The organism is Rhodanobacter sp. A1T4 (assembly GCF_014207185.1).
GTDB lineage: Bacteria > Pseudomonadota > Gammaproteobacteria > Xanthomonadales > Rhodanobacteraceae > Rhodanobacter.
Genome location: NZ_JACHCP010000010.1, coordinates 1 through 19,420, shown reverse-complemented (window position 1 = coordinate 19,420; position 19,420 = coordinate 1). Strand labels below are relative to the sequence as shown.

7 protein-coding genes and 1 pseudogene are annotated in these 19,420 nt (G+C 59.2%); 6 read left to right on the top strand and 2 right to left on the bottom strand.

The genetic code is table 11. The features are described from left to right. Positions 1-61 precede the first annotated feature (61 nt). Positions 62-1,321 (bottom strand): peptidoglycan DD-metalloendopeptidase family protein, encoded by a 1,260-nt coding sequence (locus HDE80_RS18480; protein WP_184673336.1) that lies wholly within the window; start codon positions 1,319-1,321, stop codon positions 62-64. A gap of 323 nt (positions 1,322-1,644) precedes the next feature. Here HDE80_RS18480 and gltB point away from each other — a divergent pair, with 323 nt between their 5' ends. From gltB to HDE80_RS18465, 3 genes are all read left to right on the top strand, one after another. Further along, positions 1,645-6,099: a glutamate synthase large subunit gene (gltB, locus tag HDE80_RS18475; RefSeq protein ID WP_184673334.1), complete on the top strand. Its 4,455-nt coding sequence runs from the start codon at positions 1,645-1,647 to the stop codon at positions 6,097-6,099. Beyond that, the gene (locus HDE80_RS18470) at positions 6,096-7,544 is read left to right on the top strand and encodes a glutamate synthase subunit beta (RefSeq protein ID WP_184673332.1); all 1,449 of its coding nucleotides are present in this window, start codon (positions 6,096-6,098) and stop codon (positions 7,542-7,544) included. Before gltB ends, HDE80_RS18470 begins: the two co-directional genes overlap by 4 nt. A 290-nt stretch (positions 7,545-7,834) precedes the next feature. Continuing rightward, positions 7,835-8,593, top strand: coding sequence for a 4'-phosphopantetheinyl transferase superfamily protein (locus HDE80_RS18465; RefSeq protein ID WP_184673330.1), 759 nt, complete (start codon positions 7,835-7,837; stop codon positions 8,591-8,593). A gap of 2 nt (positions 8,594-8,595) precedes the next feature. Here the strand turns inward: HDE80_RS18465 and HDE80_RS22270 are convergent. Next, a pseudogene (locus HDE80_RS22270) lies at positions 8,596-8,779 on the bottom strand (IS21 family transposase); the annotation flags it as partial. 1,297 nt (positions 8,780-10,076) lie between these two features. Here HDE80_RS22270 and HDE80_RS18460 point away from each other — a divergent pair. From HDE80_RS18460 to HDE80_RS18450, 3 genes are all read left to right on the top strand, one after another. Next, entirely contained in the window at positions 10,077-10,298 is a 222-nt protein-coding gene (locus HDE80_RS18460; RefSeq protein ID WP_184673328.1) for an MbtH family NRPS accessory protein, read from the top strand. 284 nt (positions 10,299-10,582) lie between these two features. Then, positions 10,583-14,002, top strand: a complete 3,420-nt coding sequence (gene fabD / locus HDE80_RS18455) for an ACP S-malonyltransferase (protein ID WP_184673325.1) — start codon at positions 10,583-10,585, stop codon at positions 14,000-14,002. A gap of 274 nt (positions 14,003-14,276) precedes the next feature. Next, positions 14,277-19,420: SDR family NAD(P)-dependent oxidoreductase (locus HDE80_RS18450; protein ID WP_184673323.1), on the top strand; the 5,144-nt coding region annotated here is incomplete at its 3' end.

Sequence of the window (19,420 nt, the reverse complement as noted above, 5' to 3'; positions counted from 1 at the left end):
CTCGAGCCCGGTGAAATTCATCAACGGCAGCATCCTAGCCTGCGATAGCATGTTGTTGGCGTCAACGGCGCTGGCTCAACCAGCTACGCGGGTCCACCGGTTGGTTGTCCCGGCGCAATTCGAAATATACGCCGGTGTTGACGCCAGTCGTCGGGCTGGCGGTGCCAATCGCTGAACCGGCTTCGACCTGGTCACCCACCCCGTGCAGCAGGGTCTCGTTATTACCGTACATGCTGAGCCAGCCGTTGCCGTGGCTGACGATAAGCAGCATCCCGTAGCCACGCAGAAAGCCGGCATAGATCACCCGGCCGCGTGCCACCGCGTGGATTTCGCTGCCGCCCGCCGCCTTGATCAGCACGCCGTTGCCGAAGCTGTTGACCACGCCGCTGGCCGGCCATGGCAAATTGCCGCGGATATTGGCGGTCGCCTTGCCGACGTCCAGTGGCGGTGGCGGCAGGTTTTGCCCGGGATGCTTTTTACGCGCCGCCTCACGCGCGGCGGCCGCCTGTGCCTGCGCTTCGCGCGCGGCATCGTCGATTGCCTTCTGCAGTTTGGCGACCAGCTCGTTCAGCGCCTGTGCGTTCTGTTTCAGCACGGTCAGCTTCTGCGCTTGATCTTTGTATTGCGCGTCGGTTTCGGCGGCCAGCTTCTGCTGCGCGGCCCGCTGCTGGGCCAGCGTCTTGGCCTGCTGCTGTCGTTGCACGCGGGTAGCTTCCAAGGCCTGTTGTTCGGCACTGATCGCGGTTTGCAATTCCTGCAGCTTGGCCAGATCGGACATCAGTTGCTGAACACGCTGCACCCGATCTTGCTGAAAATATTTCGAGTACATCAGCGCGCGTGAGATGCGTGCCAGGTCTTCATCACCCAGCAGCAGGCGCAGGTCCGAACCCTGACCCAGCGCATAAGTGGCACGCAGCAGTTCGCCGATGGCAGCGTGCTGGCTATCCAGGCTCTGCTTCAGCGTGGCCTGCTGCTGCTGCAGATCATCGAGCTGTTTCTGCTTGGCGGTCAGTTCGGTGTCGGTCTGGTGAACCGCGCGGGCTGCCGTGGCCAGTGCGGTTGCCTGTTTGGCCAGTTCGGCATTGGCGCTGTCGCGACGGGTGGCGGTGTCGGCCTGCTGCTTGGCCAGCGCGTTCATCTTGGCCTGGATGTCGGCCAGTTTCTGCTTGGCGTCAGCCTGCTCGCTACCGGTCTTGCCATCTTGCCGTGCCTGCACGGAAGGTGCCGCGAGCGTGCAGCCCAACGCCGCGGCGACAAGCAGCACGGGGATGGACGATCGTTGGATGAACAGGCGGCGGGCAAAGCGGGTGATTGGCGGCATCTGGCGATTATCACCGAGCCGGGCGTGGGTGGCGAGCTACCGGGGAGCGGCTTCGCCAAACTGGTATGCCCACGCAGGCCGCATCAGCAGAGGATCTGTGCCGTTGTTAAAGAAGCGTAGCCTGCTCCCGATCGTCAAGATAAGCCGATCGCGCGACGGCAAATTGCTTCTCAATCGCACCATGTCAGCGCCATATGGCCGTCCAAATGCTTTGACGCTTAGCAGCAAGTGTGTTTTAGTCGGGATAACCCCGTTCGTAGCCAAGGCGCTTACCACCTCGCCGGCTTCGTGCGCTCAGTCATTCCATCTGCCGCGGAGGCCCGATGGCGCAGTCAGTTATTACCACGTTGTATGACCCGGCTTTCGAACACGACAGCTGCGGGTTTGGTTTGGTCGCGCAGATCGACGGCCACGCCAGTGCGTGGGTGGTCGATACGGCGTTCGAAGCACTGGCCAAGCTTTCGCATCGTGGTGGCGTCAATGCCGATGGCATCAGCGGCGATGGTTGCGGCGTATTGATTCACACTCCCGCGCCGTGGCTGCGCGCATTGGCGAAGGAAGCGGATATTCCCGTTGCCGAACGTTTTGCCGCTGGCCTGGTGTTTCTCGATCCGGCGGGTAGCAACGCTACGGCGGTGCTTGAGCAATACATCGTGGAAGAAGGACTGAGCGTGGCTGGCTGGCGCGAGCTGACAGTGAACGCTGACGCCTGCGGCCCGATGGCTTTTTCGAGCTGTCCGCGCATGCACCAAGTCTTCGTCAACGTTGGCGATGGCATGGACGATGAGAAGTTCGAGCGCGCGCTGTTCCGCGCCCGGCGTCGTGCCGAGACCGCTTTGGCGGAAGATGCGCAGTTTTATGTGGTGACGCTCTCCTCGCATGTCATTGGTTACAAGGCGATGGCTGCCCCTGGCCGCCTGCGTGACGTCTTTGACGATCTGCGTCACCCCGCACTGGTGAGTGACGCGGTGGTATTCCACCAGCGCTTTTCCACCAATACCTCGCCACAGTGGCGGCTGGCGCAGCCCTTCCGTTTGCTCGCGCACAACGGCGAGATCAACACGATTCGGGGCAACCGCCGCTGGATGCAGGCGCGCGAAGCGATCCTGCATTCGCCGCTGGTCGATCTGAGCGATATCGGCCCGCTGGTGCGACAGACCGGCTCGGATTCCGAGAGCCTGGACAACGCCTTGGAAGTGCTGCTGGCCGGTGGTCTCGACATGCTCACTGCGATGCGCGTGCTGGTGCCGCCCGCCTACGCGGCGCGCGAGGATATGGACGAGGATCTGGCCGCCTTCTACGAGTACTACGCGCTGCACATGGAGCCATGGGACGGCCCTGCCGGCCTGGTGATGTGCGGCAGCCATTACGCTGCCTGTGCGCTCGATCGCAACGGCCTGCGTCCAGCGCGCTGGGCGTTGTCGGACGACAACCATCTGATCGTCGCGTCCGAGGCTGGCCTTTGGGATGTGTCCGCGTCCAAAGTCGTCGGCAAGGGTCGGCTCGGGCCCGGCCAGATGCTGGCGGTTGATTTTCGCGCTGGCAAATTATTGTTCGATGCCGACATCGACGCGATCAACCGCAAACGCGCGCCGTTCCAGCAGTGGTTGCGCGAGGGCATCACGTATCTCGAATCCGATCTGATCGATCCCAGCCTGGCGGCCGAACCGCTGCCAGCCAACGAACTGCATCGCTGGCAGAAGCTCTACGGGCTCAGCCGCGAAGAACGCGAAACCGTGCTCAAGGTGCTGGCCGAAACCGAGGCCGAGCCAACCGGCTCGATGGGTGACGACACGCCGGTGGCAGCGATGTCGCGTCAGGTGCGGCCGCTATTCGACCGCTTCCGCGAAGGCTTTGCGCAGGTCACCAATCCGCCGATCGATCCGCTGCGCGAGCTACTGGTGATGTCGCTGATGACGCAGATCGGCGCTGAGGGCAACATCTTCGAGCTGTCGGCAAAAAACGCCAAGCAGATTTTGCTCAATTCGCCGATCTGTTCGCAGCGCAAACTGCGCCAGATTCTGGCGTTGCCGCAGTATGTCAAAGGCACCGTACAGGTCGACCTTTGCTATCCGGTCAGTGAAGGGCTCGAAGCGGCGCTGCGGCGGTTTTGTCGTGAGGCCGAAGAGGGCGTGCGCGCTGGCGCCGGCATGGTCTTCATCACCGATCGCTACCCGAACAAAAAGACCCTCCCGGCGCATGCGCTGCTCGCGGTGGGAGCGATCCACGCGCACCTGACGGAGAGCGGCCTGCGCTGCCAATGCAATCTGCTGGTGGAGACGGCCACGGCGCGCGACGCGCATCAATTCGCCTGCCTGATCGGTTTCGGCGCGACCGCCATCTATCCATGGCTGGCGTATCAGAGTCTGTTCGAGCTCGGTCGTGATGGGCACATCCATCGCGGCGACAGCAACCAGCGTGAGATCGGTCGCAGCTATCGGCGCGGCATTCGCAAAGGCCTGCTGAAGATTCTTTCGAAGATGGGCATTTCCACTGTCGCCGGTTATCGCGGTGCGCAGCTGTTCGAAATCATCGGGCTGGCGCCGGAAGTGGTGGCGCTGTGCTTCCCCGGCACGCCGTCACGCGTCGGCGGCGCGGGTTTTGCCGAACTGCAGAACGATCAGCGCCTGCTCGCGGCCGAAGCATGGAACGAGGCCAAGCCGCTGCACGCCGGCGGCCTGTACAAGTTCGTCTATGGCGGCGAGTACCACATGTACAACCCCGACGTGATCGATACCTTGCAGCACGCGGTGCGCACGGGCGAAATGGCCGACTATCGCCGCTACGCGCAGCAAGTCGATTCACGACCGCCATCGGCGTTGCGTGACCTGTTATTGCCGCACGGTATTGGTGAGCCGATTCCGCTGGACGAGGTCGAGCCGGTCGAGGCGATACTCAAACGTTTCGATTCCGCCGGCATGTCACTCGGCGCGCTGTCGCCCGAAGCGCACGAGGCGCTCGCCACGGCGATGAATCGCCTCGGCGGTCGCAGCAATTCCGGCGAAGGTGGTGAAGATCCCGCGCGCTATGGCACCGAGCGCATGTCGAAGATCAAGCAGGTGGCGTCGGGTCGTTTCGGCGTCACGCCGACCTATCTGATCAATGCCGAAGTGCTGCAGATCAAGATCGCGCAGGGCGCCAAGCCCGGCGAAGGCGGTCAGCTGCCGGGCCACAAGGTCGACGAGACCATTGCGCGGCTGCGTTTCGCCAAGCCGGGCATCGGCCTGATTTCGCCGCCGCCGCATCACGACATCTATTCGATCGAGGATCTGGCCCAGCTGATCCACGATCTGAAGGAAGTGAATCCGACTGCGCTGATCTCGGTAAAGCTGGTGTCGCACGCGGGTGTTGGTACCGTCGCCGCCGGTGTGGTGAAAGCCGGCGCGGATTTGATCACCATCTCCGGCCACGACGGCGGCACCGGCGCCAGCCCGCTCACCTCGATCAAGTACGCCGGGACGCCTTGGGAGCTTGGCATGGCCGAAGTGCAGCAGACGCTGCGCCGTAACGGCCTACGCGGTCGCGTGCGCTTGCAGACCGACGGCGGCCTGAAGACCGGCCTCGACGTGATCAAGGCGGCGATGCTGGGCGCCGAGAGCTACGGCTTCGGCACCGGCCCGATGGTCGCGCTGGGCTGCAAATATCTGCGCATCTGCCATCTCAACAATTGCGCCACCGGCGTGGCCACGCAGAACGAGCGGCTGCGTAAGGATCACTTCATCGGCCTGCCGCAGATGGTGATGAACTACTTCCGCTTCGTCGCCGAAGACGTGCGCCTGCACATGGCTGCGCTCGGCGTGCGCAGCCTTGGTGAGCTGGTTGGCCGCAGCGATTTGCTGACCCAGGCCGAAGGCAGCACGGCGGTGCAGCGCCAGCTCGATCTGTCGCCGCTGATTTCCAATGACGGACTCGGCGTCGATGTCGACAGCGCCTGCGTGATGGCGCGCAATCCGATGCGTGATCCGGCCGCACTGGCCTCGCGCATCAGCGCCGACGCGGACGAGGCGGTGACCAGCGGACAGAGCGCGACCTTCAATTACGCCATTGCCAATACCGATCGCGCGATCGGTGCGAGATTGTCTGGCGACATCGCTCGCCTGTATGGCGATCACGGCATGGACGCGACGCCGATCATCTTGAAGCTCGATGGCGCAGCGGGCCAGAGCCTCGGCGCGTGGAATGCCGGTGGCGTGCAGATCGAACTCACGGGCGAAGCGAACGACGGCGTCGGCAAGGGCATGACCGGTGGACGCATCATCGTGCGGCCGCCACCGGAGTCGCCCTTCGCCAGCCAGGATGCATCGATCCTCGGCAACACCTGCCTGTACGGTGCCACCGGCGGCGAACTGTTTGCGGCGGGACGTGCGGGCGAACGCTTCGGTGTGCGCAACTCCGGTGCGCTGGCGGTGATCGAAGGCGCTGGCGACCACTGCTGCGAATACATGACCGGCGGCGTCGTTGCTGTGCTCGGTGCCTGTGGCCTGAATTTCGGCGCGGGTATGACTGGCGGCTTCGCCTACGTCCTCGATCTACAGCGTACCTTCGTCGATTGCTACAACCACGAGCTGGTCGACATCGTGCGTATTTCGCCCGAGGGCATGGAGCATTACATGCAGCATCTGCGTGGTCTGATTGCGCAGCATGCCGAACATACCGGCAGTGCCTGGGCCAGACATTTGCTGGTTGATTTTCGCGGGGTGTTGCAGCGTTTCTGGCTGGTCAAACCCAAAGCCGCCAGTCTTGCTGCCCTGGCCGACGAACTGCGGAGAGCCGCGTGAGCCACAAGCTATTCCGTTTCATGGATCTGCCGCGACAGCCGCCGCGCACCGTACCCGTGGCCATCCGTGTGCTCGGCTACGGCGAGATCAGCGGCGACTTCGCCTCGACCGACGCCAGCACGCAGGCCGGACGCTGCATCGACTGCGGCAACCCGTATTGCGAAAACGCCTGCCCGGTACACAACTACATTCCGAACTGGCTCAAGCTCGTTGAGGAAGGTCGGCTGTTCGAAGCGGCCACCTTGATGCACGAAACCAATCCGCTGCCGGAAATCTGCGGTCGTGTATGCCCGCAGGATCGTCTATGCGAAGGTGCCTGCACCCTGGAGCAGGGCGACTTCGGTGCGGTCACCATCGGCAGCATTGAGCGTTCGATCACCGATGAGGCGTTCCGCCAGGGCTGGCGGCCTGATATGTCGCACGTGGTCGAGAGCGGCCGACGCGTGGCGGTGGTCGGTGCCGGCCCGGCGGGCCTGGCCTGCGCCGATCGCCTGCGTCGCGCGGGTATCGCCGCGGACGTGTTCGATCGTCAACGCGAAATCGGCGGCCTGCTCACGTTCGGCATCCCTCCGTTCAAGCTCGACAAGGGCGTGGTGCGCACGCGTCGCGATGTGCTCGAGGGCATGGGCGTGCAATTCCATCTTGGTGTGGAGATCGGCCGCGATATCGCGTTCGAGCAATTGCTCGCCGACTACGATGCGGTTTTCGTCGGTACCGGTGCCTACACCTTCGTGGATGGCCAGCTGCCGGGAGCGGAACTCGATGGCGTGCACTACGCACTGCCGTTCTTGATCGCCAACGTCGACCGCCTGATCGATGAGCAGCCGGTACCAGCCGCACTGGATCTCAATGGCAAGCATGTCGTGGTGCTTGGCGGTGGCGATACCGGCATGGATTGCAACCGCACCGCGATACGTCTGGGTGCAGCCTCAGTGACTTGCGTTTATCGCCGCGATGAAATGAGCATGCCCGGTTCGCGTCGCGAGGTCGGATCGAGCCGTGACGAAGGTGTGCAATTCCTGTTCAATCGCCAGCCGACAGCTCTTATAGGCGACGACAATAAAGTGCGCGCGGTGCAGGTCGTCACTACCGAGCTGGTCGACGATGGCAAGGGTGGCGTGCGGTTGCGCAACGTCGAAGGCAGCGAGAAGGAGCTGCCCGCCGACGTGGTGATTCAGGCTTTCGGCTTCCGCGCCAGCCCGCCGGCGTGGTGCGATGCATACGGCATCGAACGCGATCGCAGTGGCCGCATTCTTGCAGGGCACGACGGCCGGCTGCCGTTCCAGACGAGCCACCCGAAAGTGTTTGCCGGTGGCGACAATATGCGCGGCGCGGATCTGGTGGTTCGCGCGGTTTACGACGGTCGCGAGGCGGCATCGTCCATTGCGCTTTTATTCCAGCAGCCGCATTTTGCAGAGGATGCACTTCAAATCGGCGTCGTTTGACTGTTCTGCAATATATTTCGACATTCGAATTAATGAGTTGCGACGTAATTTCTCGCTTATGGAAATCAAGCCGCAAATAGTGCAGTTTGAATTCGTCGATGTTGCGAGTTGAGCGAGTTCCATCAGCGTGCGAAACGACTGCCTCAAATTTTCGACTGTCGGATCAGTAACGTGATGTCCAATGGCACATTTCCGTCTGAGGGATATGCAACGGCAAGGGCTGATTACAGATTTCGCTTCATGCTATTCATTGCCTGCTTTCGGTGAGCGGGCTTCACGATATCCATATCATGAGTAAACTCGATACCGCTCAGGCAAGCGACACGACATTCAGGATATTCACTACTGTCAACACCGTGCGCGTCGGGTTGTGGCAGGACGCCCGACGGGCCTGCGACCAGGCGCTGGCGCAGGGGCTCGCGTTCGTGGTGATCCTGTACGAGGCGAGTGTATTTGCCGACGAACGCCTGCTTGCGGATGAGGATCATCAGCGCGCTGAGCGCTTTCGACGAGCCCGTGATCGCCACAACTTCGTCCTGGGCCGTACGATCATCCACCATCTTGTTCGTCCGATGGGCGTTTCGCTGCCGTCAGCCTTCTCACTTGGTCGCCATGGCAAGCCATTCCTGCCCGGTTGCCCGTCCTACAATTTGTCCCACTCGGGTAGTTGGGTTGCCTGCGCCATCAGTCGGAGTGCACTAATCGGTATAGACGTTGAAACCTTCGAGCACCTGCAGGATTATCGCGATTTGCTGGCTATCACGACCCACCCAGCCGAACGCCAAAGCATCGACCAGGCGGCCCCTGACCGGCAGCTGGCATTGTTCAAGCGGTGCTGGACGCGGAAGGAAGCCGTACTGAAGGCGACTGGCCAGGGACTGAGCGACGATCTGGGCTCAATAGACGTTTGCTTGGCCGAAAGCGAACCTGTGCTGAGCTACCCGGCTTCGCTGCGCTTGGTTGACCTGCTGGTGGACGATGATCGGGTGACGATCTCACTGGCACTGGATACTTTGGTGCCTGGTGTGGTGGTAATGCTTCTACTGTGAGCAACGGCGGACTCGTCGTGATGCAACATCAAGACAAGAATCTCGACCATCTCACGGTTGCTGCCCGGCTGCTTGAGCAAGATGACTTTTGAAGCTCTCGGGCAATGAGGCGAACGGTGCAGCGTTGCGCAGGATAACCGGCTTGCATTGCACCGCACACAAGTAATGCCGTTAGTCGTAGATCGTGTAGCTGCTGGCGTGTTCGCGATCGAAGTGCGGGATGTTCGGCAATGACCTAGCCTTTCGGCAGCGATCACCACGCGCTGCGTGTAGACATGCACGCCAGGTTGGGCTTCCCGTCACGCTAGGGGATTGCCGTGCAAGCGGAGAAGATACATGCGGATGGAACACGATCGCTCCGTCCACTATTCGGTACGACGGTGCTCATAAGTATCGCCACGTGCGCGGCGATTTTGCGATAGCTGCCAAGCATGCGCACGAGGTTGCCTGAAACGGTTGGAATTGCGCTTTGCTAGCGAAATTACTTGCGTCAAGTATTTTCTCGCGGCACTTCAATCAGCGCAAAGATCGATGCAGTATCTCGCTGATGAATCACAGCCGCTCCTTGCTCGAAACGTTGGCAGACGCGTGTAAAGTGCCGTTCAAGAATTTGTCGTGCCACTGGTGACTCACTTAGGTGCGGTCGAGTTTGATGGTTGCAACGAGGAAATTCTGACCGAGCCGATTGAGCTGGTGAAGAATTTGAAGCGTGAGTTCTCACGTTTTCTGAGTCTTCATCGCATCGGAAATGCTTTCCAGCAGTCTCAGCGAGTTGCACTTCCCTATGATAGATTCAAGACTCGGTCGACAACCCAACGCATGATCGCCTCATGTCAGAAGGTTTGGCGATAGACGAAATTGCATTGGATTGGACGGATGCAAGCGTCGGTCGAAGCAACATGTGTTGGGGAAGATGAAGGAATAAACACACTCATTAGCTCACGAGGCGATGAGTGCTGCTGAGCCAGGGGTTCGGGTTGGAGCAACACATGGAGAAGGTGGGTGTTAATTCGTCGGCAGCTTCAGGATTGTCACGCTCGGTGCAGCGGAAACGCGGACAGTCAGTTCGTTTCCGGCGTTGCACGGATGGCAAGTTGTGCTCCGGGTCGGGCCACGCAGCAATGGCACGTGGCGGGGTGAGCTGCGACTCAAGCGAACAAGACGGGACATTCCTTCGAACGCGTCAACGTCTCGGCGAAATGAAGTGTATCCGGCATTCCAAGTCGCCCTATATCCAGGATCCCTCCGCCACTCGATATGTATTGTCGTCGCTCGGCGTCAGTTTCGCGACTTACGCACCGAGATCGTGGACGTCATATGGAGTAAGGAACAACTCTGGGTGAATTAAGTTAAATCCCAAATCGCATGGGTTGGTCGGTCCGCAACCAACGCTTTGTACGAGTCATCTTTTTCATGCTGTGAGCGTTAATCGTTAGTCGAAATGTAACGACGATCGCACTTTTCTTTTTGCGGGGGAACATTCATGTCCATCAGCTCGAGTCAGTCAGAAGCGATGTATGAAGTGGTTGTAAACCAAGATGGGCAATATTCGATTTGGCCAATGAATAAGGCCGTGCCACAAGGGTGGGAGAAAGCAGGCAAGCAGGGTTCAAAAGAATCCTGTCTTGAATTCGTTCGCGACGTATGGACCGATATGCGCCCACTTTCGCTGCGTGTGCGGATGGAGTCCAGCCAGTCCAATTAGCCGCGTTGCGAGCGGCGAAATGAAATAAAACAACGGCATCTTATCCTGGGTAATTGACATGCTACTAGATGAGCATCGGATGTTCCTTTGCGCGTGTTTTTGCACGTCATGCGCCAGTTTGCATGCACGCCTCAGGCGGCTGTTTGCAAGGTCCGTCATATATTTTCAATTCGCCAATTCATTTATGCAGGGGCGGGTCGCGTGATTTCAAGGCGGAATGATGGCCCGGCATCTGTGTGCTGCATGGCACGCACGAGCCATGGGATCTCTTCGCGTATGCGCAAATGAAAACCGTATTTCTTTTTTCAGGACAGGGCTCACACCATTTTCAAATGGGCCGGGAGCTATTTGAGCGCGATGCGTGCTTTCGGGCCACCATGCAACACGCGGATCGCGTGTTGCGTGAACGTTGCGGCGAATCGGTATTGACCACGCTGTTTGCAGAACGCAACAACAGAGAGATCCCTTTCACTCGCCTTTTGCACAGTCACCCCGCGATCTTCATGGTGGAATATGCGCTGGCGAAGTCGCTGATCGACGCTGGCGTGCAACCCGACATGGTTCTTGGCGCGAGCCTGGGTACATTCGCAGCGGCTGTCGTGGCAGGTTGCATCGATTCGGATGACGCGTTGCTCACAGTGATCGAGCAGGCGATTGCGCTGGAAGCGCATTGCGAACCTGGATGCATGATCGCGGTGATGGGTGAACCGGAGCGCTATCTCACACCTGAATTGCTCGCGCTCTGTGAGCTTGGAGTGCGCAACTTTGCTACCCATTTGGTGATCTCGTTACCGGAACCGAACGTGGCAGTGGTGGAATCCTATCTCCGCCAACATGGCATGGCGTTCCAGCGACTCGCCGTCAAGTTCGCCTTTCATTCACGCTGGATTGACGCCGCTGAGCAGCCTCATCAGCGATCCCTGCGCACGCTTCAACTTCGGCATGGCAATGTTCCCATCGCTTGTTGCGCTACCGGCAAGCTGTGGCACTCCTTGCCTACCAGTCACTTCTGGTTGGCCGTGCGCGATCCGATCCTCTTTTTGCAAACTATTGGCCTGATCGAATCACAGGACAGTTACCGCTATATCGATGTCGGTCCGGGTGGAACGATGGCGACCTTCCTGAAATATGGGTTACCGGTCGATTCACCATCCCGGATTCATCCAATCATGTCGCCGTTCGGTGGAGACATGGACCGGTTGACCAAATTAACGGCGATGTCTCAGCCGCCAGCGCGGCAAATAGATCGAGACATGGGCTCGGCGAAATCGGGCCATCAAGACAACCACGCACGGAGCAAGCGCAGCATGGAGTCACGCAACATGAAGGCCATCATCTTTCCAGGCCAGGGCTCCCAGTTTAAGGGGATGGGTAAAGATCTCTTTCCACTCTTTCCGGAAAAGGTCAAAAGCGCATCGGACATCCTGGGCTATTCGCTGGAGGATTTATGCCTGAACAACTTGCAAGGGCATTTGTCGCAGACGCAATACACCCAGCCTGCCTTGTTTGTGGTCAATGCTCTGCATTACTACCGGCAGCGAGAGCTGCAGATCGCTGCTGAAACCGATTGGCAGCCAGATTTCCTCGCTGGGCATAGCGTCGGTGAATACAACGCCTTGCTCGCGGCGGGCGTGTTCTCCTTCGAAACGGGGCTACGCCTTGTCAAGAAGCGGGGAGAGCTGATGGGGGCGGCCAGCGGTGGCGGGATGGCCGCGGTGCTGGGCATTTCGGCCAACGACGTCAGGGCAGTGCTGAATGACAATGACCTTGATCAGATCGACATCGCGAACTTCAATACCCCCACACAAACGGTGATTGCTGGCACGAAAGACACACTCGCCGCGGCGGCTGAACTATTTGCGCGAATGGAATTGCGCTGTGTGATGTTGAATGTCAGTGCAGCATTCCATTCCCGCCACATGCAATCGGCACAAGCCGAGTTTGGCCAATTCCTGCAGCAATTCTCCTTTGCGACACCCGAGGTCACGGTGATCGCGAATGTGACGGCACGTCCTTACGATCGATCGCGTATAGCGGAGACGCTAGCCAGGCAAATTGCAGCTCCGGTGCAGTGGGTGGATTCGATTCGCTATTTGATGGGGAGAGGCGAGGTTGAGTTCCATGAAATGGGAGCGAACGTACTTTCGAAAATGGTGTTGGAGATACGAGCCAAGGAGACACCGATTGTTGACGATGCGTCGATTACTCAGTCTGCGGATGACTTAGATACAAGTAAGGTCATACACGGTGAAGGCGAGACGATGCGGAACGCGAGCGGCTTGGTGGCGAATGCAGCAGAAGCGTTTCACGAGATAGATTCAATAGCGAGTAGCGAGGTGCCGCTTCGGGTGGCGGCGACGGCGCTGGGCAGCGCGGTGTTTCAACGGCGCTTTGGTTTGAAGTACGCCTATATGGCGGGAGGGATGTATCGCGGCGTGGCCTCCGCCGACTTGGTGATCAAGATGGGCAAGGCGGGCTTCTTGAGTTTTTTCGGCGCGGGCGGTCTGTCGCTCGCCAAGATTGAGGCGAACATCGTTCGCATCCAAAGCGAGCTCACGGCCGGTCAGCCCTATGGCATGAACTTGTTGGCGAACTATGAATACCCCGCGCAAGAAGATGCGGTGGTGGCTCTGTATCTCAAATACGGGATCAAGAACGTCGAGGCCGCCGCCTTCATGCAAATGACCCCGGGGCTGATCCGGTTTCGCTTGCAGGGGTTGCGTATTACTTCGCACGATAAGATCGTTTGCGACCATCGCGTCGTAGCCAAGGTATCGCGCCCTGAAGTAGCAAAGGCGTTTATGAGTCCGCCGCCAGTCGCCATGGTGCAGAAGTTGCTCGAGCGACAGCTGATAACACCGCAGCAGGCCGAGTGGTCGCAAAAAGTCCCCCTCAGTCACGACATCTGCGTCGAAGCCGACTCCGGCGGTCATACCGATGGGGGCATCGCCGCGGTGATGCTGCCGCCGTTACTTCGGCTTCGTGACGAGATACAACGGACGTATGGTTATGCGGAGCCAATTTGCATGGGGTTGGCCGGCGGCATCGGCGGGCCGGAAGCGGCGGCCGCGGCATTCCTGCTTGGCGCGGATTTCATCCTGACCGGCTCGATCAACCAATGCACCGTGGAAGCGGGTATGAGCCCGGACGGAAAATCGATGTTGCAGGAAATGGATATCCAAGACACCGAATATGCACCCGCGGGGGATATGTTTGAACTGGGGGCACAGGTTCAGGTGTTGAAGAAGTCCGTCTTCTTTCCTGCGCGGGCGAATAAATTGCTCTCGCTTTATCGCCATTACGACAGTCTGGACGATATACCAACGCGTACCCGGAAGCAGTTGGAAGGCACGTTCTTCAAGAAGACATTTGATGAGATCTGGCACGAGACAGCAAGTTATTTCAGATCGGTAAATCTTGAGCACGAAATTGCGAAAGCCGAGGCAAATGCGAAGCACAAGATGGCATTGGTGTTTCGCTGGTACTTTGCCTACAGCACTCGTATTGCCATGGAAGGCAAAGGCGACGATCGTGTGAATTATCAGATCCAGACAGGCCCGGCATTGGGCTCGTTCAATCAGTGGGTCAAAGGGACGGAGTTGGAGCATTGGAGCAAGCGGCACGTTGATCACATTGCGATCAAGATCATGGATGCCACGGCGGAGCATTTGACACGGTCCTTTGCCCGTTTCCTCGATGGCTGAAAAGGCAGTTTGGAATGGGCTGGCCTGATTAGCGTCGAACCTCAATCGTCCATGGTGTGATCCCGGACGATCAAGGCGTTGGTGGCACGTATCAAGCACTCAAGCAGACGCGGCACTTCAAGCTGCAGCGTTTGCTCCATTCCACCATGGCACGTCCGTTTTTCCAGGCGCTACGTTTGCGTCAGGCCAGAAATTCTCAAGGTAGTGAGATTAGAAGCTCATCAGGTTGGTTGAAGCAGCATCCGAAAGAACACACCACAGGATATGCACGATCATGAATGCCGGTCAGATTCTGCCCCAGGAAAGCCCATCGCAATCTGTTGGTGAAGGAGGGAATGATCCTATTGCTGTCGATCATCGCGACAGCGAGGATATGGCCATCATCGGGATGGCTTGCCGTTTTCCCGGCGCCGACAACTATGGCCAGTTCTGGGAAAACCTGTGCAACGGTCTGTCCAGCATCGGCGAGATCCCAGAAAACAGATGGGACAAGGATGCTTTTTATTCGGCCGATGTGCGGGATAAAAACAAGTCCATCAGCAAGTGGGGCGGATTTATCCATGGCGTAGAGCATTTCGATTCGGATTTCTTCGGTGTCTCGGCACGCGAAGCGGAGGTGATGGACCCGCAGCAGCGGATCATGCTGGAGCAGGCCTGGGCATGCATGGAGGACGCTGGCTACGACCCCAAGACATTCAGCGGTACCAACACCGGTGTCTATATCGGTGTGTTCAATTTCGACTATGAAGATCATCTGAGACATGCGCTCGATGCGATCGAGGGGCATGTCTCCACCGGGACGCATACAGCGCTCATTCCGAACCGGATCTCGCATTTCTTTAATTTGCATGGCCCGAGCATGCCGATCGATACCGCATGCTCGAGCTCGTTGGTCGCGCTGCACAAAGCGGCCCATGCCGTCCGTCGCGGCGAGTGCGACTACGCCCTGGTGGGCGGGGTGAGCGTGTTGTGCAGCCCCACCCATTTCATTTCATTTTCCAAGACCGGCATGTTGTCGCCGGACGGCAGTTGCAAGAGCTTTGACGAGCGCGCCAACGGCTATGTCAGAGGTGAAGGCGCGGCCATGGTCTTGATCAAACCACTCGATAAGGCGATTCGGGACAAAGACCGAATTGCCGCAGTATTGCGCGGCACGGCTGTGAATCACGGTGGCCGCGCACGCACGGTGACCTATCCGGGATCTACCGCACAATCGAACGTGATCGCCGAGGCCCTGCGTCAAGCGAATGTGCCCGTCAGTACCGTCGGTTATGTTGAGGCGCACGGGACAGGTACGCCCAAGGGTGACCCGATCGAAGTGGAAGGCCTGAAAATGGCGTTCGCTCGCGTTGCCGCCGATCGTGGGGAGGTATTGAACGAACATTCCTGCGGTATCGGCAGCGTCAAGACCAATATCGGTCACTTGGAATCGGTCGCTGGCGTGGCGGGCTTGATCAAGACGATTTTGTGCATGCAGCACCAGGCCTTTCCGCCGCTCGTGCATTACCAAAAGCTCAACCCACGCATTACGCTGGATGACAGCCCGTTCTTTATTGTCGACACGGCGCAGCCGTGGCCGGCATTGGTCGATGAACGCGGACAGGCCATCCCTCGTCGCGCCGGTGTCAGTTCCTTTGGCTTTGGTGGCGTGAACTCCCACGTCGTGGTCGAGGAATATGTCGAAGCTGAGGGTGAGACATCCCGTGAGGGCAACGGCCTAACGGCTGTGCCCTCACCCGATCAGTCGCCTGTGCTGATTGTGCTGTCAGGCAAGACGGCATCGGTGCTGCGCGAACGCGTGCATCAACTGCTTGCGGCTATTGCGTCGCCTGATGTTCGCCGTGCCGATTTGGCGGATATGGCCTACACCCTGCAAGTCGGACGGCAGGCCATGGCAGCGCGTCTGGCGCTGGTGATCGACTCCTTCGAAACGCTGCAAGCACGGCTTGAAAACTGGCTGGCCTCATCATCCGCGTCGAGTGACATTTTTACCGGACAGCTTTCGGCCGAGGTGTTGGCGCAGGCAGCCGATGTGGCGGAGCGTGATAGCTCGCTGACCACGCCGCTTGTCAGCGGAGATCTCCAGGCAGTCGCCGCAAAATGGGTCGAAGGACACGCCTTTGATTGGACCGCTTTGCACGAGGCGGGCAAGCGCCGCCGGCTTGCACTCCCGACCTATCCATTCGTCAAAGAAAAACATTGGGTAGAGGCGAAGCCATCAGCCGAATCGACTTCATCGCAAGCAGCCATCCATCCGCTCGTGCATCGCAATACATCGAACGTCTCTGGGCTACGGTTCAGTAGTCGCTTTACCGGGAAGGAATTTTTCCTCGCCGACCACGTCGTGCAAGGAGAGCCTACCCTGCCGGGTGCGGCACAACTGGAAATGGCGCGCTATGCGGCAGAGCAAGCTGTCATCGGCACGAGTCAACACCGTTTGAAAGACATCGTGTGGCTGCGGCCTATCGTGGTCGCGTCCGAACCGAAGGACATGCATATCGCGCTGTTCCCGGAAGGCAACGGCGAATTCAGTTTCGAGCTTTATGACGATGCGGGTGGCGACGAGGGCACGGTGTATAGCCAAGGCTCGGTAGTTACCGTGGCGGATGCGCAGTCGAACGTAGCGGTGGTGCACGATCTTGCCGCGATGCGTCTGCGCTATGCGCCAACGCGGCTAAGTGCGGAGGCATGTTATGCCGCGTTTGACCGGATGGGCTTGAGCTATGGTCCTGGCCATCGTGGCTTGAGTGAGCTGTTCATCGGAGAGGGACAGGCACTGGCACGGATCACACTGCCGGATTCGCTGAAATCGCTGCAAGAAGGCTACGTCCTTCATCCCAGTATGCTCGATGCGGCGTTGCAAGCGGCTATCGCTTTTCAAGCCGAGGATGCAGGCGGATTGGGTGAAGCCGGATTGATGCTTCCCTTCGCCTTGAAATCGCTGGAGGTACTGGTTCCCTGCACCGAGAACATGTGGGCGGTGATACGGCGCAGCGCCGGTAATGCGGCAGGGGATGCACTGCAAAAATTCGACATCGACTTGTGCAACGAAACCGGATTGGTCTGTGTACGCCTCGGCGAGTTTTGCGCGCGCGCCGCTGCACAGACGGAATCCGGCGAGCCGGTACGCACAGCACTGTTCCACCTCAATTGGACTGCACAGCCGGCGGTCGCTGGCGGCGCGTCAGGCTATGCGCAACATCTCGTATTGCTATGCGGTGGATCGGAAAACCTCGGTGCGACGTCAGTCGACGTCCAGGCGGGGCTGTTGAGTGCCGTATGCATTGATATCGACACGGGCGACTCGTTGGCGCAGCGCTATGAATCAGCCGCTGGCACCTTGCTGGAGCAGATTCAATCACTGAGCAGCCAACCGGGACGGCATCTGATCCAGTTGGTTGTGCCAAGCCATGGCATCGACCAGACGATGGCGGGATTGGGCGGCATGTTGCGTACGGCGCAACTGGAAAATCCGCGCATCGTTGGTCAGGTGATCAGCGTCGAGTCCGGTCAGAACGTGGTGCAGGCGCTATTGGAAAACCGCGACAGCCCGGCGGCGTCCGTCCGTTACGCCGCCGGTGTGCGTAAGGTGGGCGCTTGGGCCGAACGTCCATTGTCGCTCGATGTTGCGTCGCCGTGGAAAACACAAGGCGTGTACCTGATTACTGGCGGCGCGGGCGGCCTCGGTCTGATCTTCGCTCACGAGATCGCACGCGAAGTCAAGGGTGCAACCCTGATTCTGACCGGGCGCACAGCACTGAACGAAAACATTCAGACCGGCATGCGCCAACTGGAAATACTGGGCGCGGCGGTGCGCTACCACGCGATCGACGTCACCGATGTGGTTGCTATGACGCATCTTGTGCAAAGCATCCCGGAAGAGTTTGAAAACCTCGACGGCATCATCCACTGCGCTGGTGTCTTGCGCGACAGCTTCATCATCAAGAAGACACGGCAGCAACTGCATGAGGTACTCAGCGCCAAAGTGGCCGGCACACTGAATCTGGATGAGGCCAGTCGCGACATGGCACTGGATTGTTTCATCTGCTTCTCGTCCACATCAGGCGCGCTTGGCAACGTAGGTCAGGCCGACTATGCGGCGGCCAATGCTTTCATGGATGCGTTTGCACACCACCGTGCTGAATTGGTGGCGCAAGGGCTACGCCATGGGCGCACGCTGTCGGTGAACTGGCCGCTGTGGGAAGAGGGCGGCATGCAGGTTGATACCGCTACACGTCAAAGCATGACGCAGCAGAGCGGATTGATTCCTCTACGCGATGCCAGTGGTCGTGCTGCTCTGGTGCAGGCCGTGGCGAGCGATCTACCTCAGGTGCTGGTGGCCGAGGGCGTGATACATCGTTTTAAGTCCGGCTTGTCTGTTGTGGCGAAGCCCATCGCCGTAGTGGCCAAACTCGAGCATGCGGCATCGAATGCACCGTCTGACGAGCTGCAAGAAAAAGCCATACGCTATTTCGTTCGATTGTTGTCGGGCACGCTCAAACGTCCCGCTCACAGCATCGATGCGCGGGTGCAGATGGAGGCCTATGGCATCGACTCGATCCTGGTGATGGATTTGACCCGAACCTTGGAGCAAGTGTTCGGCCCACTGTCCAAGACATTGCTTTTCGAGTACCAGACCATTGCGGCGCTGGCTGATTATTTTCTGGAGAGTCACCGCGCCCACTTGAGCGAGGTGTTGGGCGAAACGCTGCGCGATGTTCCGGAAGCACCACCATCACGTGATGAAGAATCATCTGTCATTTCCGTGATGACGAGCCGTCGTCCTCGCTTTGGTGTGAGCCATCGCAGTCTCCAGGACATGAGCGGCCAAGCCGGTGATGGCGAACGCTTCAATCGGAGGATGATAAGTAGTGATGTCGTTGAAATCGCGATCATCGGCGTGTCGGGTCGTTATCCGCAGGCGGGCAACCTTGAGCAATTCTGGGCCAACCTGAGTGGCGGCAAAGACAGCATCACCGAGATTCCCACCGAACGCTGGGACTACAGCCTCTACTACGACAAGGACCGCACCAAGCCGGGCAAGACCTATGGCAAGTGGGGCGGCTTTATCGAGGGTGTCGATCTGTTCGATCCGCTGTTCTTCAATATCTCGCCGCGCGAAGCGGAGTTGATGGACCCGCAGGAAAGGCTGTTCCTGGAATGCGTGCATGCCACGCTGGAAGACGCGGGCTACACCCGGGACAATGTGGCCGAGGACAGCAGCGTCGGCGTCTACGTCGGCGTGATGTACGAGGAGTACCAGCTGTACGGCGCGCAAGAGCAAGCCAGGGGAAACAACCTTTCGATGCTCAATAGCGCGGCGTCGATCGCGAACCGTATTTCGTACTACTGCAACTTCAACGGTCCAAGCCTGGCCCTGGACACGATGTGCTCGTCGTCACTGACGGCGATTCATCT

Bases quoted from the DNA above. Each gene is read 5' to 3' on its own strand.
- gltB (WP_184673334.1), top strand. From the start codon at position 1,645: ATGGCGCAGTCAGTTATTACCACGTTGTATGACCCGGCTTTCGAACAC.
- HDE80_RS18465 (WP_184673330.1), top strand. From the start codon at position 7,835: ATGAGTAAACTCGATACCGCTCAGGCAAGCGACACGACATTCAGGATA.
- HDE80_RS18460 (WP_184673328.1), top strand. From the start codon at position 10,077: ATGTCCATCAGCTCGAGTCAGTCAGAAGCGATGTATGAAGTGGTTGTA.
- fabD (WP_184673325.1), top strand. From the start codon at position 10,583: ATGAAAACCGTATTTCTTTTTTCAGGACAGGGCTCACACCATTTTCAA.
- HDE80_RS18480 (WP_184673336.1), bottom strand. From the start codon at position 1,321: ATGCCGCCAATCACCCGCTTTGCCCGCCGCCTGTTCATCCAACGATCG.